The following is a 26329-nucleotide window of genomic DNA, read 5'->3' as shown; positions in this document are numbered from 1 at the left end:
TTGCAATGTCTCAACACGACATGCTGACTTGGCTGGACCAAAATGCGGGAAAAACGTACGGGAATTACATCAATGGACAATGGGTTGACAGCAGCAATGGAAAAACGGTTCCACTGTATCACACAGCCCGCAAGTCGCAGCTGCTCGGTTATTTTCCGGATTCTACTGAGTCTGATGTAGATGCAGCTGTTGTAGCAGCCAACGAAGCGTTCAAATCCTGGTCTACATTGCCTGCGCCGGATCGTGGCGCGATCCTGATGAAGTTTGCCGATCTGCTGGAGCGAGATATCGACGAACTGGCTTACATGCTGTCGGCTGAACAGGGAAAAGCCCTGGCAGAATCTCGTGGAGAGGTTGTCCGTGCCACCAAGGAAACTCGCTTTGCAGCAGGAGATGCGATTCGGATGGACGGCGAGACTTTGCCTGGTGAGCGGACTCACGTGTGGAATTCGACGATACGACAGCCGATTGGAGTCATCGCCGCCATCGCTCCGTGGAATTTCCCTGTTGTCACACCTGTTCGAAAAATAGCACCTGCGCTTGCCTACGGATGTACCGTTGTGTTCAAACCGGCTTCTAACACACCGTGGGCAACGACCAAGCTGTTCTCGCTGCTTGCTGAAGCGGGTGTGCCAAAAGGTGTCGTCAATCTGGTGATTGGCAGCGGGTCGAAGGTTGGAGATCCGCTTGTAAAACATCCGCTGGTAAAAGGGATCAGCTTTACGGGATCGACCAAGCAAGGAGTGGCGATCCATGAAATCGCTGCCAAACGATTGGTGCGAACCCAGTTGGAGTTAGGCGGAAAAAATCCGGCAGTCGTGCTCGATTACGCCAATCTGGCAAATGCAGCAAAGCAGATTGTCGGTGCGGCCTTTGCTTGCAGCGGTCAACGTTGTACGGCAATCAGCCGGGTCATTGTGCTAAAAGATCAGGCTGAGGCTTTAACAAAGGCATTATTGGATGAAATCCAAATGATCACAGTAGGCCCAGCCTGGGAACAGAAGGCCAACATGGGACCGCTTGTAAACAAAAGCCATCTCGATTCTGTCCAAGAGTATTTGCGAATCGGCAAGGAAGAAGGGGCACGTCTGCTCGCGGGAGGAGAGATTCTTTCGGAAGGTGAGTATGCGCATGGCAGTTACATGACACCCGCCTTGTTTGACCAGGTGACTCCGGATATGAGAATCGCCAAGGAAGAGATTTTTGGACCAGTACTGAGTGTCATTGCGGTAGAAGACGAGAAGGAAGCATTTGAGATCGCCAATTCTGTCGAGTATGGGCTTGCCGCATCTGTCTTTACAGATAATCTTTCATCCGCATATCGCTTCGCTGAACAGATCGAGAGCGGGATGGTTCATATTAATCACGGTACAGCCAGTGCAGCTTATATGCCATTCGGTGGTGTAAAACAATCCGGGTTCGGCGCTTATTCGATTGGCAGTACCAACAAAGATTTCTTTACAGAATTGAAGGTCGTATACTTCCAATACGATTAATCGAAAAAATGGGGGAGAGATAGACATGAAGAAGTGGATGAAAGCAGCAGGTGTTTTCTCAGTAGCATTGTCATTGCTGGTTGGTTGTTCTTCATCGCCAGCTACCAATGAAGGAGGCAGTCAGCCGGCAGCAGGTGAAAGTAAACCGGCGGAGACTGCTGGTGCGGTAAAACTGAACTTGGGCCATGTATGGACAGCTTCTGAAATCCATTCACAAGCCGTAGAGCAGTTTGCAGCGGAAGTGGACAAGTTATCCAATGGTTCTGTCAAAATTGAAGTATTTGGAGATGGAACATTAGGGAAAGACAAGGACCTTCTTGAAGGATTGAAGGTGGGTACAGCGGATATCTGGATCGGGGGCGCGGGTGTTCTGTCCGGTTCCTCTGATGCTGCGAAGATTTTTACAGTACCTTTCATGTTTGAAAATCAAGAGCATTTTAACAAAGTGTATGACGGTGAAGTAGGTAAAGAAGTTTCAGCAGCCATCGAACAGCAGTCGGGATATAAAGTATTAACCTACTGGGATCGTGGTGCTCGTTGGCTGACTGTGAACAAAGAAGTGAAGAAACCTGAAGATCTGAGTGGATTAAAGATTCGCGTACCGGAAAGCCCTGTATTTGTAAAATCCTTCCAACAGCTGGGAGCTGCACCTACTCCAATGGCATTTGGCGAGGTGTACACAGCCATTCAACAAGGTGTGATTGACGGACAGGAGAATCCGCTGTCTCTGATTTATTCATCTAAATTCAGTGAAGTGAACAAGTTCCTGGTCAAGACGGAGCACGTTCGTGAACCGATCGCGATGGTCATCAGCAGTAACAAGTTCAATTCCCTCAGCCCAGAACAACAAAATGCTCTGATGGAAGCAGCGAATGGCCAAGCCAAAAAGTATGTCATCGAACAGGTGGATAAGGGCAACAGCGAGTTTTTGACCAAGCTGCAGGAGGAAGGTATGACTTTGGTTGAACCTGATCTGGCAGCATTCCAGGCCAAACTGGAAGGCTTCGTAGATACGCAATTCCCTGAAGTGAAGGAACTCTACGAAAAAATTCAGTCTGCCAAGTAAACAGTCACGAGCAATGGGGGGAAGGGCAATCCTTTCCCCCCTCCTCTCAGCCATTTTCGATGATCCCTGTATGTAATGAGGATGGATACATACGGGGGTGATTGAGAAGGAATGTAAGCGTGCTACGTTACGAGGAGGACATATGAGACATGTAATTGCAGTAGCAGATCGCATGAACTGCTGGATCTTTAATCTGATTGCCGTCATCTTTGGATTGATTTCGCTGCTTACGATCTTTCAGGTTTTCGCCAGATATATTTTGAGAAACCCGCTAGTGTGGTCAGAGGAGCTATCACGTTACTTAATGATCTGGATCGTTTTTTTGGGTACGGCAATCGCTTTACGCAAGGGGCTTTTGATTTCTGTTGAAGTGATCCAACAGCTTGTTCCCAAAATGGTGAAAAAGGTGCTGGAGGTTATTACCGTCCTGGTTAATCTCGTTTTATTGTTCATTCTGATCAAATACGGCTTCGGCATCATGGCGAATCTGGTGGGGCAAAGCACAGGGGCTATGGATATTCCGGTTGCCTGGACGTATGCTGCGATTCCGGTAGGAGCAATTCTGGCCTTTTTGAACAGTATTGTTGTCCTGATCGAAATTTTTACAGAGAAAGGAGAGGAGAAGAATGGCGGGGATCTTATTCTCTAGTTTGATCATTCTGTTTGCGCTGGGCATCCCGGTCGCCTTTTCGATGGGACTAGCTAGTATCTTTGCTATGATGGACAGCGGGATATCTCTGCAAGTCGTGATCCAGAGAGTATTTTCCTCCCTTGACTCCTTTCCGTTGATGGCCATTCCGTTCTTTATCCTTGCCGGGAATATCATGGAGTACAGCGGAATATCGCAACGCCTGATCAACCTGGCTAACTCCATTGTTGGCCGCATGACGGGTGGATTGGGTATGGTGACGGTATTGACTGCGATGTTTTTTGCTTCGATTTCCGGGTCAAGTGCCGCGACGACCGCAGCAATTGGCAGCATCCTGATCCCGGCAATGGTCAAGCGAGGTTTCCCAAAGCCGTTTTCGACTTCTGTCCAGGCGGTTTCGGGTGAACTGGGTGTCATCATTCCCCCCTCCATTCCGATGATCATCTTCGCCTTGAGTGCAGGAACAGCGATCTCGATCGGGGATTTATTTCTGGCGGGTATCGGTCCTGGGCTTCTCATCAGCCTCTCTCTTATGCTGGTGATCTATCTCGTGAGCAAGCGAAATGGCTACGGTCAACAAGTGCTGAGCGCAGAAGAGCAAGAGGCGGAAGCAAAAATGTTGAGCTGGCAGGGAAGATGGGATGCACTACGCAAGGCGGTATTGCCTCTGTTAATGCCAGTCATCATTCTCGGAGGAATCTATGGCGGGATATTTACACCTACAGAAGCAGCAGCAGTCGCTGTCGGATATGCGCTAGTCCTCGGTCTGTTTGTTTATCGTACCTTAAATCAGACAAAAATAATGGAGATTTTGCGCAGCTCGGTTTTATCGACGTCTGTTATCATGCTGATTATCGGAAATGCAGGATTGCTCGGTTGGGTACTTACGGCTGAAAAGGTTCCGAGCCTCGTCGCCAACTGGTTTGTCTCTATTTCTGACAGTCCTATCGTCTTCCTTTTGCTCGTCAATCTACTCTTGCTGCTGGTCGGGATGTTTCTCGAGACTGGGGCATCGATTGTCATTATTGCGCCGATTTTGACACCTGTTGCCATGCAATTCGGTATTGATCCGCTCCATTTTGGAATCATCATCATTGTGAATCTGGCGGTTGGAATGGTTACGCCGCCTATTGGAGTAAACTTATTTGTCGCTTGTCAGATTGCTGGACTACGCATCGAACAAATCATGAAGGCGATGCTGCCGTTCTATTTGATTCTAATTATTGATATTCTGTTGGTAACCTATTTACCGCAGATATCTCTCTGGCTGCCATCTATCTTGAAGTAGAAGGGGGAACGGAATGAGAGTCGTAGTAGCACCGGATTCCTTCAAAGGTTCGATATCTGCCCGAGACTTATGCGCAGCTGCGCGCAGGGGCATTCATGCTGTGGATCCGGAGATTGAAGTGATCGAGCTGCCATTGGCAGACGGTGGGGAAGGAACCGTGGAGAACATGGTTTATTCCACCAAAGGCCAAACCAGGCTCGTACAGGTAAACGACCCATTGGGCAGGCCCATTCGAGCAGTCTATGGCATCCTTGGCGACGATGCTACAGTGATTATCGAAATGGCTCAGGCTTCTGGTCTGCCCCTGTTGAGGCCCGATGAGAGAAATCCGCTTATCACAAGCAGCTTCGGAACCGGGGAGCTGATCGTACACGCCCTGAACGAAGGCTATCGAAAATTCATCATAGGTTTGGGCGGAAGCGCTACCAATGACGGTGGAGTCGGCATGTTGAAAGCGTTGGGGGCTTCATTCTACGATCAGGATGACGTTTTGCTACCGAAAGGCGGGGCTTCACTCGAAAAGCTTTCTTACATGGACCTCTCCGGATTGGACAAAAGGCTGCAAGAGTCTACCTTTACCATCGCCAGCGATGTGAACAACCCATTATGCGGTGCCAATGGAGCATCGGCTGTCTTCGGACCGCAAAAGGGAGCTACACCAGAGATGGTACAGCGTTTGGACATGGCGCTATCCCGTTTTGCTGACGTAGTAGAAAAGCAGCTGGGAGTCGATGTCCGTCATCTGCCCGGAAGCGGGGCTGCTGGCGGGATGGGGGCTGGCTTACTGGCATTCCTTCATGCAGAATTCAAATCCGGAATTGAGCTTGTCATGGACGCGATTCAATTTGAGCAAAACATACAAGCTGCCGATCTGATCATCACGGGCGAAGGGAAGCTGGACGAACAAACGATGGCTGGCAAGGTCATTGCTGGCGTATGCAAGAAAGCAAAGCCTTATCAGATACCGACTATCGCCATTTGTGGAGGCATGGAGCTGACTAGTGAGCAGATGGATGAGATCGGTTTGCTTGCAGGCTTTTCGATCGTGCCCAAGCCTTGCAGTCTCGATGAGGCGATGGAACAGGCTGAAGGATGGGTACAGGAACGAGTGGAGCAGATAATAAGGTTCATGAAGCGGTTCGCATAGCGAAGTTTTCAGAGAGGATGGTGTACCTTGCGACCAAACGTATATATTACGAGACGAATTCCCGATAGCACGTTGGAGAAGATCAGCGAAGTCTGTCAGGTTGAGATGTGGGAGGAAGAAGACGTTCCTGTCCCACGCGACGTATTGGAAGAAAAAATCGAAAACATTGACGGTTTGTTCTGTCTCTTGACGGAGACGATTGACGAGGAGCTATTGCAAAAAGCGAAGCAGTTAAAAGTCATCAGCAATATGGCTGTTGGCTATAACAACATCGACGTAGCTGCGGCTACCGAAAAAGGCATCTTCGTGACCAACACTCCCGGCGTACTGACGGAAACCACTGCAGATTTGACGTTTGCCTTGTTGATGGCCACCGCACGCAGAATTGTGGAAGCATCTGATTTTCTGCGAGAGGGAAGCTGGAAAACATGGTCCCCGATGCTGCTAACCGGTCAGGATATCTATGGGGCGACGCTCGGGATTATTGGCATGGGCCGGATTGGCGAATCGCTGGCGAAACGGGCAAAAGGCTTTGACATGCGTATCCTCTATCACAATCGCAGTCGCAAGGAAGAAGCGGAAAAAACATGGGGAATCGAGTTTGCCGATCTGGACAGCTTGCTGCGGGAATCCGATTTTGTCTGTGTGATGACACCGTATACGGAAGAGACACGGAACCTGATCGGAGATAGAGAACTGTCCTTGATGAAAAAATCGGCGATTCTCATCAATACGGCCCGTGGCGGCATTGTCAATGAAGCAGCCTTGTATGAAGCGTTGAAACAGAACAAGATTTGGGCAGCGGGACTTGATGTATTTGAGCAGGAACCAGTCGATCCTGATCATCCGCTTCTGACTTTGCCCAATGTGGTCACGCTGCCACACATCGGCAGTGCGTCCATCCAGACGCGGACACGGATGGCAGAGCTGGCTGCGGCCAATCTGATCCAAGGAGTAATGGGAGAGACGCCGCAGAATCGCGTAAATCACGCTTAAAAAGAACGAAAGCTTCATCCCGCTTTGGGATCGAAGCTTTTTTGATGTGCGTGGGAACGATTATCCTCGCTGGTTCAGGTCCGGAAGAGGAGAAGGTTCACATGTTTAACGAATCTTCGCTAGCGGGTAATAAGTAATAAAGACACAAAGAAGTAATCAACGGCCTGTATTATAGGAGGATTCATCTTGGCAAAAAACAATGACGCAAAAAGCGAGTTAGGGAAATTCATGGTTGTGATCGGAACCGTTCTTGGAATAGCTGGAGGCTCTATTTTCCTGTTGAATCAATTCGTTTTTGACTCCCCAAAACCCACCGCTGTTAAAATGACGACTCCGCCGGAAGTAGCGAATGACGCGGAACCCCAACCGCCCCCTCCTGTTGTTGAAACGGTAAACAATCCGTCTGTAGCAACGGTTGAGCCTTTCTATGCATCTCTTCAGATGGACGAGTATGCAGCTGTTTACAATCAGAATGGCACGGAAAAGGTACTTACTTTTGATTTAACAAAAGAAGAAGTGAAAACGTTGCTGGGGAACCCGATGTCTGAGTCCTACGTGGATGGCGAGACGAGGAGCTTATGTTATCAATACGGTTCTTTGTCCATTTTTTTCGATGACCAGGACCAATACATTAGCTACATGACATACGAGGGAACAAAGGAAATTTTGAATAAACCATGGTTGACCAGCCTTGCAAAAACAACAGATTCAGGCAACGTTGATTTCTATCAGTCCCCTACCGGCTATACGATGGTAAAAGTGGACCATTATCCTGAAACCAATGATGTAGTTGTTTACTTGATAAAACAATACCCACAAAATCAGACTGTGACTGCGCCACCAATCGAACAACCTCAAGCTATAGACAAACCAGCACCAGCACCAGAGCCACAGAGTACATCTACGGAAGCCGGAATGAATGCCAATGGTGAATACTTGTTGTCCCCAGGTGAAGAAATTCTCATTGAAAATGTTCAGGTGTCCAACGACAGCAGAGTCCACACCGCTAAGTACACCATTGATGTCAATTATCATTTCGCCTACAACAGCCCCAATATGGTAAAGGTGATGACAGATCCTGAAAAAGACCTGGAACTCATGCCCGGAGAAACGGCAACAGTCCAAATCAAAGTAAAAGCCAGCAAAAACGCACCGAAAGCTAGCTACAGATTTATCGTTTCATTGAAGCAAGGCTGGTCAGGCCGACCGTTGAAGGATTTTACGGTAGAAGTGAAATAGGAATGGTGGTAAAGCAAAGCCCTCCTCATAGTGATATGCTCCCCTTTAAGTAGACAGGTTTAAAAAACAAACCTACTACTTGGAGGGGAGTATTTCTTTTGGCTAAGAAGAATGAGTATAGTGGCGCGGAGAAATTGGCGATTTTGGAGGAGTTGAAAACAGGTGGGGGCACTCTGGTGGAAGTCGCCCACAAGTACAATCTCCATAAGAAGACCTTGCGAGCTTGGCGGCATCAGTATGAATTGTACGGAATGGAAGGGTTAGAAATCCGAATCAAGAATAACCGGTATTCCCCCGAATTAAAGCTTCAAGCGGTTCAAGATTATTTGTCGGGGAAGTATTCACAATATGAACTCATCGATACATACAAAATTGCAAGCCGAACTCAGCTCAGAAGCTGGATTGCCAAGTATAATAGTCATAGCAGCTTTAAATCGGTTAACGAGGGAGCATCGGCTATGACCAAAGGACGTTCTACTACGTGGCAGGAACGAATTGATATCGTGCTTTACTGTATGGCACATAAGCGCAACTATGGGAAAACAGCAGCGCAGTTTAATGTTTCCTACAACCAAGTGTACCAGTGGGTCAAGAAGTACGAGAACGGCGGACAAGATGCGCTTCAGGACGGGCGAGGACGGAAGAAAGCGTCTGAGGAGTTAACCGAGGCCGAGCGTCACAAGCTGGAGATGAAGAAGCTCGAATATGAAAATGAACGGCTTAGAGCGGAGAATGCGTTTCTAAAAAAGTTGAAGGAAATTCAAAGGAGGCGAGTTTGAGCAGACATCGACGGAGGCATGTGTATGTGGCCATACAAGCGGTACATGAAGAACAAGGGTTTAGCGTGCAGTTGTTGTGTGAGGTTGCACAGATTCAGCGCTCCAGTTATTACAAGTGGGTAAACCACAAACCCAGCCCGCAGGAACAAGAAAACGAGCAACTGACGAAGGACATGCTGACCCTTCATGAGCAGGTGCGCGGCATCTACGGCTACCGGCGGCACACTGTCCAGCTCCGTCGTCAAACAGGCAAACCCATTAATCACAAACGAATTCGGCGGCTCATGACCCTCGCAGGGATCCAGTCGGTAATCCGTAGGAAGAAAAAGCAATACCCGCGTTCCGCTCCACAGCATATTGCCGAGAACTTGCTAGGCCGCAAGTTCCATGCTGAAGCGCTCAATGAGAAGTGGCTGACCGATGTAACGGAGTTCAAATATGGACATAGTCAGAAAGCTTACCTCAGCGCCATCCTGGACCTCCATAGCAACAACATTATTTCCTATGTGCTCGGGCATTCGAACAACAACAAACTCGTATTTAAAACGCTGGACCAGGCGCTTGAGGCTACGCCGGGCGCTACTCCTATGCTTCACAGTGACCGGGGGTTTCAATACACCTCGACGGCTTTTAAGAGGAAACTGGACAAAGCAAACATTACCCAAAGCATGTCACGTGTTGGCCGTTGCATTGACAACGGACCAATGGAATCTTTCTGGGGAACCTTGAAATGCGAGATGTATTACCTGACTACATACAACTCGTTTGAAGAGTTGAAGAAGGACATCGATACCTATATCCACTTTTACAATAACGAGCGATTACAGGCAAAGTTAAACGGCCTCAGTCCCACGGAATTCAGAACTAAGGCCGCTTAAAACTTTTACTTATTTGTACTGTCTACTTGACGGGGTGCAGTTCATTTTTCCTTTTTACATTTGACCTTTCACAACCTGCAAACCTTCCTGCCGCTTCCTTCTCGCGGCCCTTTTATGATGCAAGGTATAATACACGATCCCCCCAAATACAACCACTAAAGAAGACAGGATAAACATGAAGCTATAGTTCGTAGACGAGGCAATGATCCCGAGTACGAACGATCCAACTCCCATCCCGGTATCCAGCAAGAGAAAGTAGGTCCCGGTCGCCAAGCCGCGGCGTTCCGTCGGGGAAGATTTGATCGCGATGGCTTGAAAGCTCGGAAAAACACTGCCATACCCGAGTCCGATCACGCCGCTCGCCACCAAAAACATGGTCGGCGTATGTGCTTGACTCAGGAGAATCAATCCGATGGCATACAGGATGATACTGGGGTATACGACGATGTTTTCCCCCATCCGGTCAAACAATCTCCCGGTAAAAGGACGGGATACAACAATCATAATGGCGTAAATGACAAAGAAATAGCTCGAGACCTCCATCATCCCCAGCTCTTTTGCATAAACAGGAATAAAAGAGAGCAGTCCGCTATAGGCAAAAGAAAGCAGCAAAGCAGTCAGGGAGATAGGTACGGCACCCGGTTCAATGAAATTTTTCCAATGAAAGGCTCTGTTGGCTGTTGGCTTCACGGAGCGTTTGTGTTCGAGAACGCGTGTGAGCCCGCCGCATACGAAAGAAAGAATAGACAGCACAGACAATATCACCACGAGCGTTGTAAAGCCGAGCTGGTGCATGATCGTCAACCCCATGAACGGGCCAATCACCATCGCAATATTCATAAACATCGCGTAGTAGCCGATCCCTTCCCCTTTTCGCTCGTCGGGAACCAGGTCGGTAGCAATAGCAGCCATGGCCGTCGTAGCAAAGCCGAAGCTTACACCGTGAACGAAGCGAAGAGCGAGCAAAAACACGAGGCTCGCGATCCCGAAGTACAGAAACGTGGATACCATAAATACAGCGGAGAAGAGGAGGAATATCTTTTTCCTGCCAAGCTCGTCCACCCATTTGCCTGCCAACGGCCGAAACAGGACGGCCGCGATGATAAAGGCGGTCAATGTCAATCCTGCTTCCCGGTCACCGCCGTTCAATATCTCCATGACATAGATCGGCAGCGTAGCCACCAGGGCGTAGTACGTAATAAAAAGAAACAAGCTGCTAAGGCAAATGCTAAGAAAGTCTTTGCGCCACAGGGGCTGTCTTTCCAATGATGATCTCTCCAATCCCCACGGAAACGTATTTCGTCTAACCTTGAAGTTCCGCGTTACAATTTTCTCTCATTTTTGTGAGCAATTGTTTTACCAGCTCCATCTCATGCTCGGCTATCCCTTTCACAAGAACTTGTTGGACGTGCTCATCGATCGGGTCCAGCTGGCGAATGATTTGCTTTCCCTCTTCCGTCAAACAAACCAGCGATGATCGCTTATCTTCCGGATTCGGTTTTCTCAAGACCAGTCCCTTGCGCTCCAACAAGTCGGATATTCTCGTCACATTTGCTTGATCTTTTCCTACTCGTTTGCTTAACTCTTTGATGGAGATTTCATCGCCTTCTTCCAATCGCTTCAATATGGACCATTGTTCTGGTGTCACATCATAGGGGGCGAATGCGGTCATCAGGAGGCGCGTGACGGCTCGTCCCGTATTGTTGATGGCAAATCCCAATGCGTCGTCCAGTCTCAAAAAATCCCCTCCAACAAAATAAATGTCATGACATATATGTCATGACATTTAAAAAAGTATCATATTTCTCGAGTATCGGTCAAGATGATTTTTGATTCGAGAACAATGAATCTACGCTATAACGCGAGCTTCCGCTGATGACCAGAGCAAGCAGCATGGACAGCAGTGCGAGATCCAACTCGTAACCGGCACCCGAGCCATCTCCCAAAAAGCCGCCCGCCAGCTTGGCAGTAAAAATCGCTCCGACCATCACGATTCCCAGCAAAGCGGAGAAAATACGCGTACCAAAACCGAGAATGAGCGCAAGTCCGCCAATTGTTTCCAAAAAGGTTACGAGATAAGCAAGAAAAGCAGGCAGACTCAGGCTGCCAAAAAAACCGGCGACGTTGTCCAAGCCCATTTGAAATTTGACGATACCGTGGACCAGAAAAGTGATCCCTGCCACGACGCGTATCAAGAGTAAGCTCCATTCAAAACGTTGATTCATGAGTGTACAACCTCCAGTAAATATATAAAGTAAGTTGATTACTTTTCATTAGTTAGTATACAATAATAATATATGATGTCAACCCAATCTTTATTCCCAATAAAAGGGGACAAGATTCGGCATTGGGCGACAACCCAGTTCATACGTTTTGATGGATTTCAAAAACAGCGGTATACTGGAAGGAGAATGAGGTGATAGGTATGAAACAGTCTTCCCTCTGTCCTAGGTTCGAAAAAGGCATGCAGCTACTCGGCAAACGCTGGACAGGGCTTATTATCTACCAGTTGCTGTCGGGGCCGCAGCGATTTTGCGCCTTGGAAGCCGCTCTGCCAATCAGCGGAAGGCTGCTCTCGGAACGATTGAAGGATCTGGAGAAAGAAGGTCTGGTGCATCGCGAGGTTTATACGGACTCAGCTCCCGTTCGCGTAGAATATTCGCTGACGCAAAAAGGGCTTGCCCTGGGACCGGCGTTAAAGGAAATTGAAAGCTGGTGCCAAACGTGGATCGAGTTGGATGATGTTGCGCAATCAAGCGAAGATGAATAGAAGAGGCTGACTCAAAAGGTCGTTTTTCATCACGATCTTTTCGAGTCAGCCTCTTCCTATTTGGATTTCCTGGCTTTCCATTTCAAATATTCAATATGGGTCCGTACTTCTTCCAAATCATCCAGACTCAACCCCTCCAAATTCAGAAACGGAGCATGCTCCTCACGAACGGAGGCTTGTTGCCAGAAGGGAGCGGGGGTGTCTGTTCTGCCATGCAGGAAGTCCGTCGAAATCTCAAATAAATCGGCTACCTGGGAGATGAGATGATGGTCGACTCCCTTTTTTTCACCGGATTCAATGCGGGATAGGACTGTATTATGAATCCCCAGCTTTTCAGCCAACTCGAGCTGGGACCATTTTTTTTGCTCGCGAAGCCATTTGATTCGTTTGCCTACCACTGACATGCTGGTACCACCTTTCCATAATGGCAAGTTCATTTTAACAATTTTCCAAAACGGAAAAAACAGATTTTGTCGAAATAACAATGATTGTATTGACTTTGTTAAAACAGAAACGATATGATGAAAATGTCAGGATTTTCTATTTTTAATAGGAGGATCATAGCGAATGAAGGAAATCGATCTCGCTTACATCATCCAACGCAGGCTGGAGCGCGGGTTGACTCAACAGGAGATGGCTGAATCGCTAGGGTTCAAGCATGCATCTTCCTACCTGAAATATGAAAAGGGCGAATACGAGTTTAAGGCAGGCCATCTGCCGATCTTGGCTAAAAAGCTGCACTGCGGGCTGCAAGATCTATTCGGGCGTACGTATTGCTGAATCAGCAAGCACCAGAAGAGGGAGACAAGGGGTGAATTTCCGTGAAACCATACGATGCCAACCTGCGTCAGTTGGAGATTTGGAAGAAAACGATCGGATATGAAATCAAGATGATGGCTCCGCAAAGCAAGGACGCGTGCGATGATTTTGTGATGCGGCTCCTTCGATTTGAAAAGCAGCTGCAGGCGGAAGCAGCGGGAAAGACCGAAAAAATATAAAAAAGGCGCACCTCCCTGCAACACCAGGAAGATTCGCCCCACTCCAAATAGGCTGCAGCCTTTCTTACAATCTCATGATCTCATCTCTCAACAGCTCAGACTGGGTGCCAAAGACGATCTGCACCTGACCTTTGCCGAGCCTGATGATTCCTGCGGCGCCCAAATCCTTGAGCGCTTTTTCCTGTATCAAATTTTCATTTTTCACGTGGAGGCGCAAACGAGTGATGCAGGCTTCCACCTGGATGATATTCTCCTTGCCCCCGATGCTGGCGAGTACCTGTTCCGCCTTTTCCCGCATGGAGCTGAACCCGCTGGCTGCAAGCGACTCGCCCGGTTCGTCTTCTCTACCGGGAGTCATGATGTTCAATTTGACGATGAGAATGCGGAAGAGGAAGTAATACACGACGGCAAAGGCCAGACCCACGGGGATAATCTCCCATGCGTTGGTGGAGAGCGGAAAATTGACGGCGTAGTCGATAAATCCTGCAGAGAAGCCAAAGCCGTGCTTGATCCCCATCGCGGTCACGATATAGCCGGACAACCCGGTCAGGACAGCATGCACGACATAGAGCACGGGAGCCACGAACATAAAGGCAAATTCCAGCGGTTCCGTAATGCCTGTCAAAAATGAGGTTAGTGCGGTCCCCATAAAAATGGAGGCGATCACCTGGCGATTCTCTGGTTTGGACGTGTGGACAATCGCCAGCGCAGCAGCCGGCAAAGCAAACATCATGATCGGGAAGAAGCCAGTCATAAACAGTCCCGCCGAAGGATCGCCAGCGAAGAAGCGGTGGAGGTCGCCATTGATGACTTTCCCGGTCGCGTCCGTATATTCGCCAATCTGGAACCAGGCGATCGCGTTGAGGACGTGATGAAGCCCAAATGGAATCAGCAAACGGTTCAAGAATCCGAACAATCCGGCTCCGATGGCCCCCAGACTTACTATCCAGTTCCCCACATTATCGAGAACCTCTTGAATCGGCCCCCAGATGATCCCAAACACGATGCCGATCAGCACCATCACGATGGAAGTGATGATCGGGACGAAACGTTTTCCACCAAAAAACCCAAGCCAATCCGGCAGTTTGATCGTGTGATACCTTTTGTAGAAGTAAGCGGCAATCCCTCCGGCCAGAATACCTCCTAGAACTCCCATGTTCAGCTTGGCATCCTCGGCTATAAACGGGATGGCCCCAGGCACTTTGGTAAGGACCGAAGTGAGGACCATATAAGCGATGACCGCAGCCAGAGCAGCGACCGCATCTCCAGCCAGGCCGATGGCGACACCGACAGCAAAAATCAGCGGGAGGTTGTCAAAGATAGCTGAACCGCCGGCAAACAGGAAGGGAGCGATGTGCTGGTTGAGAAAGCCTCCGACCGATGCCCCCATATGAAACTCGGTCTCGTAGTTGATCGCCCCGAAGCGAAGCAATAGCGCCGCAGCCGGGAGCGTGGCGACGGGAAGCATCAATGCCCTCCCAATCCTTTGCAAAAAGGCAAGCATGAGTAAACCCTCCTTGGATGAAAGTTGTATCAGCATGCCTCTCCAGGAATAAAGAACGGGAAGAAAGCAGGAGATGGAGGGCGGAGAGGCAAGACCGAACGTGTGAAGAGAAGCTATTTCTGCAAGATACGCATCAATGTGTCTTTCCCGGCTGTCACTTGCTCATTTGCCGTTACTTCCAAGCGGGAGATGGCATCGGGATTGGTAAGGATGACGGGCGTAACAAGGGAGAATCCCGCTTTTTGCAAAAGCATCCTGTCAAAACGGATCAAGGCATCTCCAGCCGTTACCCGATCCCCTGTCGACACGACCGCAGAGAAGCCCTCTCCTTTTCGCTTTACCGTATCGATTCCGATGTGCAGAAGAAACTCAAGACCGCAGTCGCTGGTTATGGCGATAGCATGATGCGTCGGGAAAAGATGCGTGACTCGGCCTGTCAAAGGTGATGTCAGAAGCTCATCAGTGGGCGAGATGGCCACTCCTTTGCCCAGCACGTCTTGGGAAAATACCGGGTCGGGCACGAGTGACAGGGGCAGTACGCTGCCAGTCAAGGGAGCCAGGACGTTGATTTCCTTTTGCGGATTGTTGCGCGAGAATAATCGGAACAGCATAAGCGCCTCCTTTGATGATGTGCCAAGAAAAATAGGCATGAAGCAGCTTTTTGGCAGACGCATGGATGGCGTCTGTCACGGATAGCTGCTCATGCCTAGTCGAGCTAGTAACACGCAGGGTGAATATTCAATTTGGACGATAGAACATACGGTACAGATGCAGGGCGAGATAGCCCACCTCATCTTCTGGCACAGATGCGCCCAGCTTTTCTGCGATGGATGCGCAAAGGGCTTCGGCTATGGGATAAACGTCTGGAATCATGGCTTTGACCCGATCCTGCAGAGGGTTTTTGATGGGCTTTCGCTGTTGGACCCGCTCGACAGTGAAGCGCAAATGTGTGATCAGCCGGACGTAATCTACAGAGCTTCGGTCGATCTGCTGTTGAGCGCGTTCCTCGATCAGGCTCACCCATTCGCCGGTCCAATGCGTAAGCTGGACGGTTTTGTTGACCGGGGTGTGACTGACGGCTGCGTGAATATGCAGGGCTAGAAAACCGATCTCGCTCTCGGGAATACCCAGGGAAAAAGCCTTCTGAATCATCTCGCCTGCTCGCCCGGCGAGGAGGTATTCTTTGGGATACAAGGCTTGAACCTCAAATAAAAAGGGATTCACAATCTCCAACCCATTGCGCAGCCGATAAATAGCAAAGTGAATGTGATCCGGCAATGCGACATGGACGTGTTCATTCAAGACGGGAGTAATCTCCTGAGCTACAAGTGCGATAATTTCCTCGGCAATGCCGACGACAGCGGGATCGACCTGGTTCAGCATCGCCTGGTACTGCACTTGATGGTGCTCCTGTTCCAGTCGAAAGCGTTTTTCAACACGAGCATCCGTGATTTGTACCGTTTCCCCCGGTTTGATCCCGTAGCCAATTCCTTTTCCGAACAAGACGATTTCCTGTGAAGAGCAGGATTCCTCGACCAGGACGACGTTGTGGTTCAGAATGCGCGTGATGGTATAAGGTCGAGCTTGCCCACCTTCTCCCGCCATCTTCCTCACCCCAGATCTCTCCGGTTTTTCTATTGGATTATCGTTACTATATAAAAGATTTTGGAAAGATATGCGTGATTCTTGGGAAAAAGCAATCGACACTTGGGGAAGGCTGGGAAGGTAGGAGATCGCAGAGGAGACAACGAATAGAGGAAAGCGGCAGAAAAATAGCGGGCACGCTGGTGGCAGCGCTCCGCTGTAGAAATCTCGTTAACGGGTAAACTTGTCGGCAATCGTGGAGGCGCAGAAGGAATGGGGCTTTATCTCTGCGCGAAAGTGGTTCGAAGCTGCTAGGCTGAGAAGGGACTGGATAAACTTACGAGTAGGTCCGTTCGTGCCAATGTCAAAATGGAGCCGGACCGGGGTGTCGAGCTGATGGTCGCGAAGGTATTGACGTACTTCCGTAGCCAATCCCACAGCGTAGACAGCCTCTTGAAAGATGCGCTGTTGCAAAGATGAGTAGCGACGTTCCTGGAACTTGTGATAAAAAAAGGTTCCGCCATGTCCTGGCCGGATCACGGTGATGACGAGCGCAAAAAAAGTACCGCGGCTTTTCAGTTGGGAATCGGCTCCCACGATGATTTCGAAAGGTCCTGTATGGGAAGCGATGGTCTGTGCGATCAAGGAAAAGACATCTTCTTTGGCTAATCGTCCTTTGGTGGGGCTATGAAAAGAGTCAAATAGGTGGTTGGTCGAGGTTAAGCCCACTCGCATCCCTCCAAAACGAGGATTTCTGTCACTTGTACCCATTTCCTTACACCATTAATGTATGTAATCTCGCTAAGAGTATGTGAATGGGAACAGGACGGTAGGGATTGGCAAAAAATCCAGGGAGGTATGAATCATCATGAAAGGGAATGTTTTGACACCTGAAGTAAAAGAAAATCGACAAGCAGGCCATGATATTGACCCTGTTTTTTTAAATCGCTGGTCTCCGCGTTCGTATAAGACCGACCCCGTCTCCGATGAGGTATTGTCCCGCCTGTTCGAAGCGGCGCGCTGGGCACCGTCTGGAAGCAACGAACAGCCTTGGCGTTTTATCGTAGCTCGGACGCAAGAAGACAAGGAGCGTTTTTATCCGTTTATCGCAGAAGGCAATCGCATCTGGTGCGAGAAGGCTCCTGTACTTGTCCTGCTTTTGTCCAAAACCATCAGCTCGCGTGGAACCGCCCTTCGTTCCCATGCGTTAGATGCTGGAGCAGCATGGGGCTATTTGGCGCTGGAGGCGACGCGCCAAGGTCTGGTCACGCATGCCATGGGTGGGTTCGATCCGCAAAAAGCGCGTGAAGACTTGGGTATCCCATCCGAATACGAACCACAAATCGTGATTGCGATTGGGTATCAGGGAGTGAAGGAAGAATTGCCGGAAGCCTTGCAGGAGCGGGAGAAGCCATCGACACGCCAACCTTTGGAGTCCCTGGTGTTTGAAGGCGTCTTCAGTCAAAAGTGATGATGGAGATGCATGGGCAGCATGAGACCTATATGCGTGCCGCAATAGAGGAAGCCAAAAAAGCGGCGGCAATCGGTGAGGTGCCGATCGGGGCGGTGATCGTTCGCGACGGGGAAATCGTCGGCAGGGGCTACAACCTGCGGGAGACGAAGAAGGACCCGACACTCCATGCCGAAATGATCGCGATTCGGGAGGCCAGTGCAAAGCTGGGCGGCTGGAGGTTGATCGGCTGCACCTTGTACGTGACACTGGAGCCTTGTCCCATGTGTGCAGGGGCGATTGTGCAAAGCCGGATTGAGCAGGTCGTATACGGGGCAGTCGATCCCAAAGCAGGATGTGCCGGGACTTTGATGAATCTGCTGGAGGAACCTCGCTTCAATCATCAGGTTCCGGTGGTAGAGGGCGTGCTTGCCGAAGAGTGCGGGCAATTGCTGAAGGATTTTTTTCGCAGTCTGCGCAAAAAGCGGGCTAGCTCTGCTGACGAATAAAACTGGAAAGAGAATGCCTTTCTGCATGAGCGGAAGGGCATTCTCTTCGTTCATTCGATTAATCCGTTACCATGACCGAAGGAGTGGCGGTTCGTACGAAAATCATGGCATCAAAAGCTTTTGCCGGAATCATCTGCAACGTATACATCTTTTCCATTTTCCCATACCATCCACTAAAGACTGCGCCGATTGCACTGATGGGCTGGGCTTTATTCAGGTAAGCAAGGAAATGATCATCATGTCTTGCCTTTGCAAAATCCAGGAAGCCAGCCTGCATGTTGGTCTGAGCAAATCGAACAGCGAGTCGATCATTCCCACTATTTTTTACAGTAAACACTTTGCGCTCGTTGGTGATGGCATCATTAGCTAGGAAGGAGCTTTCGTAGAATTCACTTCCTATGGCGTAATATTGGTCTCCCAAGGCTTTTGCGAGATAGGCTCCCATGCAGGTTGTCGTTCCCGCTGTAGTAGAGGTTTTTTCAATATGTCCATTATGTCCGGTTATGAACATATTCTCGCGGCCGTAATGCTTCTTTTCAAAAGATAAAATCCATAGCGCTTTTTCCGCCATATAGGAATCGCGGGCATTGTTATAGCTCGCATTCGTTCCGCGCAGTGTAGCGTTTTGCTTTATAGCCTCTGCAAAGGCCAGAGCCAATTCATAATCTTTCTCCGTGCTTTTTGCGGTATAAACGGACTTGTTTTCTTTCATCCGCTCCAGCAAGTTTTGAATATGGGAGAGCCCCTCCTGTACAAGGGCCAGCTTTTGATCGTACACCGTTTTATCATTCAGATTCACAAGCGCAGTCTCGTATTTGGCGGCAAGTGCCGGATCAACCTTCTTTAAATAGGAGAACAGCCCGTTTTTGTTATGGTCATAGCGTTGCATGTCAAAGCCATAAAAATGAATTTGGTCATTTGCATCCCGATGCTCATTATAGGAGCGCATCCACGCTAGTAGGTCTGCCATTTCTTGCGTATGGTAAATCGTAAAGCCGATTGCTTGTGCAGCCTCCTGTGCAGTTCCGCTTCCTCCAGCTATGTATTCATTGACCTTTTGTCCTCCGCCGAAATCGCCTTCTATGGCAAATACGCGATATCCTTGCTTTTCGACAAGATGCTTGAAAATATCTGATTTCAGCGTGGTAAATTCCTTGTTGCCATGCGTAGCCTCTCCAAATCCGATGATGGTTTTTGAAGGAAGCTCCATCGCTGATACGGGAACAAGGTTCGATTCCAATGACTGTTGCAACGTGTCGGTTGATTTTGAATAAAACCCCGTCAATACACTCATGGTGATAAGCAGGTTTATTGCAATCAGGAAATTTTTTATCATATCGTTCTCTCTTTCTGGAACCTCAAAGCCGAAAAGGGATGAAAAGGTGTCTACGGCGATATTCTGCCATAGGTTGTACGGCGGTGTGAGAGGTAGGGGGTGAGGTTAGACACCCCCTCCTGCTCGATTTATTTCTGAATATGCTGGCTCAGCAGCTCCAGCTCTTCTTCGGTGAGTTCCCTGTATTCGCCCAGCTCCAAGGTGGTATCGAGCGGGATCGGACCCATGCGGATACGCTGCAGGTAGATGACCTGCAATCCAAAGGCGGCAAACATCCGTTTCACCTGATGAAACTTGCCTTCCATAATCGTGACGCGAATCTCGGATACTTCGCCAGACGAAAGAATCTCGAGCTTGGCAGGCATGGTCGTAAAATCGTCCAGCTCCACGCCCTTGGCAAATTCTCGGACATGCTCTTCGGTTACCCTGCCTTCGATGCGTGCGAAGTACTCCTTTTCCACTTTCTTCTTCGGAGAGAGCAGGCTATGGGAGAACTGCCCATCATTGGTCAAAAGCAGCAATCCCTCGGTATCGATGTCCAGGCGCCCTACCGGATGCACCTTGATCGCCCAATCATAAGGCAGCAAGTCCACGACCGTCTCATGCAGGTTGTCTTCTGTCGCGGAGACGACGCCAGGCGGTTTGTTCAGCATCACATATACCCAGCGCTTGTAGTTGATCTCCTCGCCATCGACGACAATTTCCTGTTCTTCGGGAATGACGTGCATGCCCGGGTCCGTCGCTATTGTCCCGTCCACGACGACGACTTTTTGCTTCACAAGGGCCTTTACTTCTTTGCGTGTCCCAAACCCCATATTGGCCAACACTTTATCCAAACGCTCACGTTTCATCTATTTTCCTCGTTTCTGTTAGGTTCCTGTTTCATGATGCCTTCCACACTCTTTCTAGTTTGTCCGATCAGCAAGCGCAAATCAAGGGGTAGCAAGGATTTGCCACTTGCATTTGTGTAATTGTTTTGCTATATTAAATAATGTTTCTGCAAACCATATGGAGAGATACCCAAGTGGTCATAAGGGGACGCACTCGAAATGCGTTAGGCGTCGTGAGGCGTGCGTGGGTTCGAATCCCACTCTCTCCGCTTACAGGTATGAAAGAGGAAGCATAATGTTGTGTAATGTAAAGCATAAAGTGGCCGTTTTGGCCACTTTATGCTTTATTTTTTGTGTTCACTTAAGGAATAGACAGTAAGATAGTGTAAATTGAGGAATGAGTTTCGTAACTTGATGGACGTGGTTACATAAAAAGCTGGAATCCCTACCAGGAGATAGGGGGTGGTATACTAAATGGAATAGATAGGAATTGGGAGTGTGAGCCATGGTGAAAAAACAGTGGAGTGTAGGTATATTTCTCTTCCATGATGTTGAGGTGCTTGATTTTGCTGGTCCCTTCGAAGTGTTTTCCGTTACTGAATATCCGGATCAGCCTGTGGATACTCCGGAATCCAATCCGTTTATCGTAAAACTAGTTTCGGAGACGGGAGAATTAGTACAGGCTTGCAATGGATTAAAAGTGCAGCCAGACTACAGTTTCGACAATGCGCCACATTTTGATATTTTGGTGATTCCTGGCGGGATTGGTGCCAGAGAGAAGGAGATTTACAACGAGAAAGTCATTCAGTGGATTTCGCAGCGTGCGGGCAATGTTCAACTGATGACATCCGTTTGTACAGGTGCTCTACTGTTGGCGAAGGCAGGTCTTCTAAACGGAAAGATGGCCACGACTCATTGGGCCAGCTATGATAGACTCGAGAATGAGTTTCCGGCTGTCAGTGTAAAGAGGAATGTCAAGTTCGTTGATGAAGGGAACATTGTGACATCGGGTGGGATTTCTGCCGGAATCAATATGGCATTCCACATTGTTAAACAACTGCTTGGTTCGGAAATTGCTCGGACAACAGCCAAGACAATGGAGTACGACATCACGATTGAGTAACATCAAGGGTCATAATATGGATATTTATCCCATTTTATGACCCTGTTTTATTTCGGAGTACCGCCACATGGCTCATGAAGCTACGTTCAAATGAACCAAAAGCGCAAGGCCATGACGGTCACGATCCCCACGATAACGGTTCCCAGCAGGCTTCGCGTCTTGATTGCCACCAAAAAAGAGGGAAGTGCAGCGAGCAGCTCGATGTTAGAGGTGAACGGCGACCATTTGCCATCCCGAAGAAAAATCTCCTGTCCGATCAACGCAGCCATGACCGCGATCGGGACGTGGTTCAGCCAGCGTACGCCCCATTCGGGCAAGGCAATCCTGCTCAGCAGCATCAGGGGAAGGACACGCGGGACAAATGTCACCAAGGCGGCACCCAATATGATCAGCAATATATCCCATCTTACTTCCATCTTTCCAACACCATCCCAATCGTAGCTGCGATCAAGGTCGCAGCGATTACGCCCAAATTGCTCCCAAATACCAGAGAGATTGCCACTGTCAGGATGACCGCGCTGAGCGCGACAACCCCATCCCGTACGAATCTGTTGCGGCTGATCATCGACAGGACCAGCAAACCGATGAACATGGCAGGCAGGGCAAAATCCAGACCGTATTTTTCCGGGTTGGCAATCCATTGTCCAAAATAGGCCCCGGCAAGATTGGCGACGAACCAGTTCAGATAGGCCGTGATATTTAATCCGTGCATCCAGCGTTCACTGATCTGCTTGCGCCTCGCCGTCTCATTGATCGCTACCCCGAATGTCTCATCGGTCAGCAAGGAGCCGATCAACATGTTGCGAAAAGGAGGAAGATGCCGGAAAAAGGGCGACAGCGCAGCACTCAGTAAAATATGGCGAAGATTGATAAAGAATATGGTGATGATAATGGCGGAAGCCGAACCGCCCGCAGCGATCATTCCGGCTGCGATAAATTGTGCGGAGCCAGCGTACAAGACGAGCGAGAGCAAAGCAATCTCCGCAATGCTCAGTCCTGCCGTTTTCTCCACAACCCCAGCCGCAAAGCCAATGCTCAAATAGCCCAAAAGAGTGGGAATGCAATCCTTTACCCCTTTGAGAAAGGTGTCATCGCCTCGTGTTGCTGCCAAGGTTTCCATCGGGATGTGCTCTTGGCTCATCTCCTCTCCTCCAATCCCTGAATACATATAATAGGTGTTATATAGCTAACTACTATAAAAACAGGAAAGAAAAGACGGTCCAAATTTATTTGAACCGTTTGCCCGTTACGACATGGAAAAGCTCAGGTCTGTTGCGCCAGAGAGCTTCCACTTTTTCAGGACCAAGCTCCTTGGTCAATTCCGCCATCATGATGTCGTGCCGGATGTATTCGACCGCCACCAGGACCAGTGCCGGATCTTGGGTTTTGACTGCCCAAGCAACCGTATTGGGTGCAAAATTGGCGATCAACACTTCCTTTTGGTCTCTGGCGACGATGCTCAGGCGACCGCTCATGCGTTTTTCGACTACCTCTGGAGCCATGTAATCGTGATGGAAGGTCACACCCACCTGATTCTCCGGTTTCCCAAAGAGCATCGTAAAGACCTGGATGCCTTCTTTAACCCGTCGGTCTATCCCGCCCTGGATGAGCGGGACTTGGGGTTCCCAGATGGAAAGCCAGAGCTCCTCCTCGGCCTTGCCGATCAGGTCAAGCATTTCCTCCACTACGAGGTCATCTCCGCTGATGCGCCGAATGACATCCACTTCCTGTTCGCTTTCCAGCGCCGCAAGCTCTCTTTCCAGATAGTCAAAGGATTGCTCGAATTCTTTTCGTTGACGGCTGATCAGCTCTTTGGCGGACAGAGGGGCGTAGGTAACCGGTTCGGATGGTACGGTATATACTGCCCCTTTGTCGACCAGCTTTCCCACTACCTCGTAAATCATCGAGCGGGGGACCCCTGATCGTTTGCTGATTTCATAGCCTGTCATCGGAAAATGCTTCAACAGGCTGATGTAGGCCTTGCATTCATATTGAGAAAAACCGAGCTTCTGCAATTCCCGATAAAGATCCGCCATCATAACCTCTTTTTTTAGTAGTTAGTGTTATCCTTACGTTATTACGAGGTGTCAGAATTGTCAAATGAAAAATACCCGCCATCCTACGAATCAGCGGGCATGTGTACGGGTTTTTCCTTAGTACGAGGCACTTTTCGCAAAATACGCTACAAGAATTTCCTGAAAGGTGCGGGCAGCCAGGGACAAGTAGCGCTTTTCCTTCCACGCGATGGAATAGGAGCGCTCACAGGGGAAGTCATCGATTTTTAGAACAGGAAAGGGGAGCGGCTCATCGGACGAGCACCTTGGCACAAAAGCGACCCCGAGCCCAGCCTGAACAAGACTGGTCAATGCGGCTGGCTCCTCAATCTCACATACGATATTCGGGCGAATCCCTGCTTTCTGCAGAATGTCAGCATTTGTTTTCCGCAAGGGGTGTCCTACCTTGTATTCCACAAAGGAATCTTCAGCCACCTCCCGCAGGAACAGGCTTTGCCGATCCGCCAATCGATGATGGGCAGGGACAGCGAGGTAAACTTCTGCCGTCAGAACAGGCTCTTCCTGAATGCCGTCCGTGTCCAGCGATGCCGCCGTAAAACAGAAGTCGATCTCTCCTTGGTCGAGAAGCTGCGGCATCTTGGGCAAATCTACCGGAGACACCTGTGTAATGCGGAAATGGACATCCGGGTACATCTCGCGAAATGCCCCGATCGGCTTCGACAGTCGATGCAAGGTAGTCGTGGCCAAATGAATGCTTCCCCGTTCCAGCCCCGCCAGATCTGCTACCTCTCTGCGTCCCTCCTCCAGCGCCGTCAGGGCAGTTTCTACCTTGCTCAAAAATGCCTTCCCCATGGCATTTAGCTTGATCTGCCGATGATGTCGGTCAAAGAGCGGGACACCCAGATCTTCTTCCAGCCTGGCGATTGTTTTGCTGAGGGCAGGCTGGGCAATCCGCAGCTCCTTGGCTGCATTCGTCATATGCTCCAATTTGGCGACTTTTTGAAAATAAACCAACTGTAACAGCTCCATTGGCACCATCCGTTTCATATACCAAAGTATATCGTTTGATAATTATATATATATTTTAACTTATTCTTCTCCCATTCTATAATGTAGTCTGAAATGAGGGAAGGGGGAAACGTGAAATGAAAGCAGGCATTCAGAAAAATCCCGGTGAAGTTTTGATACGCATTCTCGCTTTCACGCTGGTCATTTCTTCGGTGAGTGCGATGATGTTCAATTTGTACTTCCGCAGATGAGTGCGGAATACCAGCTTTCTTACTCAGAGGCAAGCTGGGTCACGGCAATTTACATGCTGATTTATGCAGTGGGCTCCGTCGTGTACGGGAAGCTCGCCGACAGCTATAAGCTGAAAAATCTGCTTACGTTCGGGCTCATTGTATTTCTGCTCGGATCGTTGGTCGGACTCTGCGCCCAGGCCTATTGGATGGTCTTGGCGGGAAGAGCGCTGCAAGCGGTCGGGGCATCGGTTATCCCGGCAACAGCGATGTTGATTCCGGTTCGTTACTTTCCGCCAGAAACACGCGGACGAGCGTTGGGCATCTCCGCTACAGGGCTTGCGATCGGAAATGCCATCGGCCCTATTCTCGCGGCTTTCATTGTAAGTGTCGTTCATTGGCGCTGGTTGTTTTGCGTCCCGTTTCTCATTCTGTTCACGCTGCCTTTCTATCGCCGATACCTGGATGATCAACGGGGAAATGGCGCTCCGATTGACTGGCTTGGCGGTGGGCTGCTTGCTGCCGCGGTGGCACTTTTGTTATGGTCCGTCACGATGGGCGGTTGGGGAGCAGCAGCTGGAAGTGCGGCTGCAGGAATCGCATTTTTCATACGAGTTCGTTTTGCGCAAAACCCCTTTGTATCTCTTTCGCTTTTGAGGAACAAACGGTATGCGCTGGGGCTGATCATGGGGATGCTGGTGATGGGTATGGGGTATTCCTTGCCGTTTTTGACGCCGCAGCTGCTGGCTGAGGTCAACCAGCTGGAAGCAGGGGTGATCGGCTTTGTCATGGTTCCGGCTGCGGCAATATCGGCGATGCTGGGCAGAAGGGCTGGCAAGCTGGCAGACACCAAAGGAAATGCCTTCTTGTTTACGCTCGCTTCAGCCTTGATCCTGTTGTGCTTTTTGCTGCTTTCGGTCTTTGTGGGCGTGTCACCCGGATTCATTGCCGGCTTCCTCATCTTCGGAACAGTGGGGCAATTGTTTATGCAGATTTCACTCTCCAATTCGATCTCGAGGGCTCTCCCGAGAGAACAGACGGGCGTCGGGATGGGGTTGTTTTCGATGATGGGTTTTATAGCTGGTGCCGTTTCGACTGGCATCTACAGCAAAGTGGTTGACCAAGGGGCAGATACTCACTGGAATCCGCTGAACGGATATGTCAACACCGCTGTCTTCAGCAATCTCTATCTGGTGCTGGGAATTCTGTTGCTTGTTGTCCTGATGCTGTATCGTTATTCGTTTAGCCGCGAGCAGACGACGTCCGTCTCATAGGGTTTGATGCCAGTTTTCACCACTTGCCTGGTCGTACACGGAACATTTGTGGAAATGACCGGGCAAGTGGTTTTTTAGAGCATAACGTTATCAGAAAATTTATGAAAAAACACCGCGTTGTAAACGATTTTACTGCTAAGATTGCGTCATTTCATTTACA

The 26329-nt window shown here is 49.5% G+C and carries 29 protein-coding genes, 1 tRNA gene and 1 pseudogene; 17 read left to right on the top strand and 14 right to left on the bottom strand.

All coding sequences use genetic code 11. The features are described 5' to 3' along the window. The first annotated feature begins 5 nt into the window (after positions 1 to 5). The 9 genes from T458_RS51500 to T458_RS0129360 all read left to right on the top strand — a co-directional run bounded on the left by T458_RS51500 (position 6) and on the right by T458_RS0129360 (position 9538). Positions 6 to 1496 (top strand): aldehyde dehydrogenase family protein, encoded by a 1491-nt coding sequence (locus T458_RS51500; RefSeq protein WP_023558992.1) that lies wholly within the window; start codon positions 6 to 8, stop codon positions 1494 to 1496. A gap of 25 nt (positions 1497 to 1521) precedes the next feature. Next, a complete protein-coding gene (locus tag T458_RS51495; protein ID WP_023558991.1) occupies positions 1522 to 2562 on the top strand; it encodes a TRAP transporter substrate-binding protein in 1041 nt (346 codons plus the stop codon). A gap of 142 nt (positions 2563 to 2704) precedes the next feature. After that, on the top strand, positions 2705 to 3211 hold the full coding sequence (locus tag T458_RS51490) for a TRAP transporter small permease (protein WP_023558990.1): 507 nt from the start codon (positions 2705 to 2707) through the stop codon (positions 3209 to 3211). Beyond that, complete coding sequence (locus tag T458_RS51485) at positions 3189 to 4499, top strand: TRAP transporter large permease (protein WP_023558989.1); 1311 nt, start codon at positions 3189 to 3191, stop codon at positions 4497 to 4499. Before T458_RS51490 ends, T458_RS51485 begins: the two co-directional genes overlap by 23 nt. A 13-nt stretch (positions 4500 to 4512) precedes the next feature. Beyond that, positions 4513 to 5646: a glycerate kinase gene (locus tag T458_RS51480; RefSeq protein WP_023558988.1), complete on the top strand. Its 1134-nt coding sequence runs from the start codon at positions 4513 to 4515 to the stop codon at positions 5644 to 5646. 27 nt (positions 5647 to 5673) lie between these two features. After that, complete coding sequence (locus tag T458_RS51475; protein WP_023558987.1) at positions 5674 to 6642, top strand: 2-hydroxyacid dehydrogenase; 969 nt, start codon at positions 5674 to 5676, stop codon at positions 6640 to 6642. 186 nt (positions 6643 to 6828) lie between these two features. Then, entirely contained in the window at positions 6829 to 7881 is a 1053-nt protein-coding gene (locus T458_RS51470; RefSeq protein ID WP_023558986.1) for a hypothetical protein, read from the top strand. Positions 7882 to 7979: 98 nt separating this feature from the next. Continuing rightward, on the top strand, positions 7980 to 8660 hold the full coding sequence (locus T458_RS0129365) for a helix-turn-helix domain-containing protein (RefSeq protein WP_031305320.1): 681 nt from the start codon (positions 7980 to 7982) through the stop codon (positions 8658 to 8660). Continuing rightward, complete coding sequence (locus T458_RS0129360; protein ID WP_084568069.1) at positions 8657 to 9538, top strand: IS3 family transposase; 882 nt, start codon at positions 8657 to 8659, stop codon at positions 9536 to 9538. The genes T458_RS0129365 and T458_RS0129360 overlap by 4 nt, the downstream gene beginning before the upstream one ends. Positions 9539 to 9592: 54 nt before the next feature. On the opposite strand, the gene T458_RS51465 is transcribed toward T458_RS0129360, so the two are convergent. From T458_RS51465 to T458_RS51455, 3 genes are all read right to left on the bottom strand, one after another. Beyond that, positions 9593 to 10804 carry an MFS transporter gene (locus tag T458_RS51465; protein WP_023558985.1) on the bottom strand — a complete coding sequence of 404 codons (1212 nt, stop codon included), beginning with the start codon at positions 10802 to 10804 and terminating at the stop codon, positions 9593 to 9595. A gap of 37 nt (positions 10805 to 10841) precedes the next feature. Beyond that, entirely contained in the window at positions 10842 to 11276 is a 435-nt protein-coding gene (locus T458_RS51460) for a MarR family winged helix-turn-helix transcriptional regulator (protein WP_023558984.1), read from the bottom strand. A gap of 79 nt (positions 11277 to 11355) precedes the next feature. After that, positions 11356 to 11763, bottom strand: coding sequence for a DoxX family protein (locus tag T458_RS51455; protein WP_023558983.1), 408 nt, complete (start codon positions 11761 to 11763; stop codon positions 11356 to 11358). A gap of 200 nt (positions 11764 to 11963) precedes the next feature. On the opposite strand from T458_RS51455, the gene T458_RS51450 reads away from it, so the two are divergent. Then, complete coding sequence (locus T458_RS51450; RefSeq protein WP_023558982.1) at positions 11964 to 12308, top strand: winged helix-turn-helix transcriptional regulator; 345 nt, start codon at positions 11964 to 11966, stop codon at positions 12306 to 12308. A 56-nt stretch (positions 12309 to 12364) separates the two neighbouring features. On the opposite strand, the gene T458_RS51445 is transcribed toward T458_RS51450, so the two are convergent. Further along, on the bottom strand, positions 12365 to 12712 hold the full coding sequence (locus tag T458_RS51445; RefSeq protein ID WP_023558981.1) for a helix-turn-helix domain-containing protein: 348 nt from the start codon (positions 12710 to 12712) through the stop codon (positions 12365 to 12367). A 163-nt stretch (positions 12713 to 12875) separates the two neighbouring features. On the opposite strand from T458_RS51445, the gene T458_RS51440 reads away from it, so the two are divergent. Together T458_RS51440 and T458_RS57360 are read left to right on the top strand one after the other, a co-directional pair. Continuing rightward, complete coding sequence (locus T458_RS51440) at positions 12876 to 13088, top strand: helix-turn-helix transcriptional regulator (RefSeq protein ID WP_023558980.1); 213 nt, start codon at positions 12876 to 12878, stop codon at positions 13086 to 13088. A 41-nt stretch (positions 13089 to 13129) separates the two neighbouring features. Beyond that, a complete protein-coding gene (locus T458_RS57360; protein WP_023558979.1) occupies positions 13130 to 13306 on the top strand; it encodes a hypothetical protein in 177 nt (58 codons plus the stop codon). 64 nt (positions 13307 to 13370) lie between these two features. Here T458_RS57360 and T458_RS51435 read toward each other — a convergent pair whose 3' ends face one another. From T458_RS51435 to T458_RS51420, 4 genes are all read right to left on the bottom strand, one after another. After that, positions 13371 to 14810 (bottom strand): PTS transporter subunit EIIC, encoded by a 1440-nt coding sequence (locus T458_RS51435; protein ID WP_023558978.1) that lies wholly within the window; start codon positions 14808 to 14810, stop codon positions 13371 to 13373. Between the two features lie 113 nt (positions 14811 to 14923). Next, entirely contained in the window at positions 14924 to 15421 is a 498-nt protein-coding gene (locus T458_RS51430) for a PTS sugar transporter subunit IIA (RefSeq protein WP_023558977.1), read from the bottom strand. A gap of 127 nt (positions 15422 to 15548) precedes the next feature. Next, positions 15549 to 16415 (bottom strand): BglG family transcription antiterminator, encoded by an 867-nt coding sequence (locus T458_RS51425; protein WP_023558976.1) that lies wholly within the window; start codon positions 16413 to 16415, stop codon positions 15549 to 15551. 210 nt (positions 16416 to 16625) lie between these two features. Beyond that, positions 16626 to 17129 carry a ribonuclease H-like YkuK family protein gene (locus tag T458_RS51420; protein ID WP_252989870.1) on the bottom strand — a complete coding sequence of 168 codons (504 nt, stop codon included), beginning with the start codon at positions 17127 to 17129 and terminating at the stop codon, positions 16626 to 16628. Between the two features lie 133 nt (positions 17130 to 17262). Between T458_RS51420 and T458_RS51415 the strand changes: the two genes are divergently transcribed. Further along, complete coding sequence (locus T458_RS51415; protein ID WP_023558974.1) at positions 17263 to 17865, top strand: nitroreductase family protein; 603 nt, start codon at positions 17263 to 17265, stop codon at positions 17863 to 17865. Positions 17866 to 17873: 8 nt separating this feature from the next. Beyond that, positions 17874 to 18353: a tRNA adenosine(34) deaminase TadA gene (tadA, locus tag T458_RS51410; protein ID WP_436967339.1), complete on the top strand. Its 480-nt coding sequence runs from the start codon at positions 17874 to 17876 to the stop codon at positions 18351 to 18353. A gap of 58 nt (positions 18354 to 18411) precedes the next feature. Here the strand turns inward: tadA and T458_RS51405 are convergent, their stop codons facing one another. Together T458_RS51405 and T458_RS51400 are read right to left on the bottom strand one after the other, a co-directional pair. Continuing rightward, entirely contained in the window at positions 18412 to 19689 is a 1278-nt protein-coding gene (locus tag T458_RS51405; RefSeq protein WP_023558972.1) for an erythromycin esterase family protein, read from the bottom strand. A gap of 128 nt (positions 19690 to 19817) precedes the next feature. Continuing rightward, on the bottom strand, positions 19818 to 20540 hold the full coding sequence (locus T458_RS51400) for a pseudouridine synthase (RefSeq protein WP_023558971.1): 723 nt from the start codon (positions 20538 to 20540) through the stop codon (positions 19818 to 19820). A gap of 159 nt (positions 20541 to 20699) precedes the next feature. Between T458_RS51400 and T458_RS51395 the strand changes: the two genes are divergently transcribed. Further along, a tRNA-Ser gene (locus T458_RS51395) sits at positions 20700 to 20788 on the top strand. A gap of 239 nt (positions 20789 to 21027) precedes the next feature. Beyond that, a complete protein-coding gene (locus T458_RS51390) occupies positions 21028 to 21642 on the top strand; it encodes a DJ-1/PfpI family protein (RefSeq protein ID WP_171819420.1) in 615 nt (204 codons plus the stop codon). 86 nt (positions 21643 to 21728) lie between these two features. Here T458_RS51390 and T458_RS51385 read toward each other — a convergent pair whose 3' ends face one another. The 4 genes from T458_RS51385 to T458_RS51370 form a co-directional block, all read right to left on the bottom strand. After that, entirely contained in the window at positions 21729 to 22058 is a 330-nt protein-coding gene (locus T458_RS51385) for an AzlD domain-containing protein (RefSeq protein ID WP_023558969.1), read from the bottom strand. Then, positions 22049 to 22783 (bottom strand): AzlC family ABC transporter permease, encoded by a 735-nt coding sequence (locus T458_RS51380; protein ID WP_023558968.1) that lies wholly within the window; start codon positions 22781 to 22783, stop codon positions 22049 to 22051. The genes T458_RS51385 and T458_RS51380 overlap by 10 nt, the downstream gene beginning before the upstream one ends. 85 nt (positions 22784 to 22868) lie before the next feature. Beyond that, positions 22869 to 23678, bottom strand: a complete 810-nt coding sequence (locus T458_RS51375; protein WP_023558967.1) for a TrmB family transcriptional regulator — start codon at positions 23676 to 23678, stop codon at positions 22869 to 22871. Positions 23679 to 23795: 117 nt separating this feature from the next. Continuing rightward, complete coding sequence (locus tag T458_RS51370) at positions 23796 to 24686, bottom strand: LysR family transcriptional regulator (RefSeq protein WP_023558966.1); 891 nt, start codon at positions 24684 to 24686, stop codon at positions 23796 to 23798. A gap of 116 nt (positions 24687 to 24802) precedes the next feature. Here T458_RS51370 and T458_RS51365 point away from each other — a divergent pair. Next, positions 24803 to 26169, top strand: a pseudogene (locus tag T458_RS51365) (MFS transporter). The last annotated feature ends 160 nt before the right edge of the window (positions 26170 to 26329 follow it).

Source organism: Brevibacillus panacihumi W25, assembly GCF_000503775.1.
In the GTDB taxonomy this organism is placed as follows: Bacteria; Bacillota; Bacilli; order Brevibacillales; family Brevibacillaceae; genus Brevibacillus; species Brevibacillus panacihumi_A.
Note: the sequence above shows the minus strand (reverse complement) of the source record. Positions and strands in the feature narration are given on the sequence as shown.

Excerpts from the sequence above, each read along its gene's own strand:
- T458_RS51450 (WP_023558982.1), top strand. The coding sequence starts at position 11,964 with ATGAAACAGTCTTCCCTCTGTCCTAGGTTCGAAAAAGGCATGCAGCTA.
- T458_RS51400 (WP_023558971.1), bottom strand. The coding sequence starts at position 20,540 with ATGAAACGTGAGCGTTTGGATAAAGTGTTGGCCAATATGGGGTTTGGG.
- T458_RS51405 (WP_023558972.1), bottom strand. The coding sequence starts at position 19,689 with ATGATAAAAAATTTCCTGATTGCAATAAACCTGCTTATCACCATGAGT.
- T458_RS51480 (WP_023558988.1), top strand. The coding sequence starts at position 4,513 with ATGAGAGTCGTAGTAGCACCGGATTCCTTCAAAGGTTCGATATCTGCC.
- T458_RS51425 (WP_023558976.1), bottom strand. The coding sequence starts at position 16,415 with ATGGCGGGAGAAGGTGGGCAAGCTCGACCTTATACCATCACGCGCATT.
- T458_RS51455 (WP_023558983.1), bottom strand. The coding sequence starts at position 11,763 with ATGAATCAACGTTTTGAATGGAGCTTACTCTTGATACGCGTCGTGGCA.
- T458_RS51420 (WP_252989870.1), bottom strand. The coding sequence starts at position 17,129 with ATGCGAGTGGGCTTAACCTCGACCAACCACCTATTTGACTCTTTTCAT.
- T458_RS51370 (WP_023558966.1), bottom strand. The coding sequence starts at position 24,686 with ATGGAGCTGTTACAGTTGGTTTATTTTCAAAAAGTCGCCAAATTGGAG.
- tadA (WP_436967339.1), top strand. The coding sequence starts at position 17,874 with ATGCATGGGCAGCATGAGACCTATATGCGTGCCGCAATAGAGGAAGCC.
- T458_RS51435 (WP_023558978.1), bottom strand. The coding sequence starts at position 14,810 with ATGCTTGCCTTTTTGCAAAGGATTGGGAGGGCATTGATGCTTCCCGTC.
- T458_RS51485 (WP_023558989.1), top strand. The coding sequence starts at position 3,189 with ATGGCGGGGATCTTATTCTCTAGTTTGATCATTCTGTTTGCGCTGGGC.
- T458_RS51440 (WP_023558980.1), top strand. The coding sequence starts at position 12,876 with ATGAAGGAAATCGATCTCGCTTACATCATCCAACGCAGGCTGGAGCGC.
- T458_RS51495 (WP_023558991.1), top strand. The coding sequence starts at position 1,522 with ATGAAGAAGTGGATGAAAGCAGCAGGTGTTTTCTCAGTAGCATTGTCA.
- T458_RS51430 (WP_023558977.1), bottom strand. The coding sequence starts at position 15,421 with ATGCTGTTCCGATTATTCTCGCGCAACAATCCGCAAAAGGAAATCAAC.
- T458_RS51380 (WP_023558968.1), bottom strand. The coding sequence starts at position 22,783 with ATGAGCCAAGAGCACATCCCGATGGAAACCTTGGCAGCAACACGAGGC.
- T458_RS51375 (WP_023558967.1), bottom strand. The coding sequence starts at position 23,678 with ATGGCGGATCTTTATCGGGAATTGCAGAAGCTCGGTTTTTCTCAATAT.
- T458_RS51490 (WP_023558990.1), top strand. The coding sequence starts at position 2,705 with ATGAGACATGTAATTGCAGTAGCAGATCGCATGAACTGCTGGATCTTT.
- T458_RS51500 (WP_023558992.1), top strand. The coding sequence starts at position 6 with ATGTCTCAACACGACATGCTGACTTGGCTGGACCAAAATGCGGGAAAA.
- T458_RS51415 (WP_023558974.1), top strand. The coding sequence starts at position 17,263 with ATGAAAGGGAATGTTTTGACACCTGAAGTAAAAGAAAATCGACAAGCA.
- T458_RS51445 (WP_023558981.1), bottom strand. The coding sequence starts at position 12,712 with ATGTCAGTGGTAGGCAAACGAATCAAATGGCTTCGCGAGCAAAAAAAA.
- T458_RS51385 (WP_023558969.1), bottom strand. The coding sequence starts at position 22,058 with ATGGAAGTAAGATGGGATATATTGCTGATCATATTGGGTGCCGCCTTG.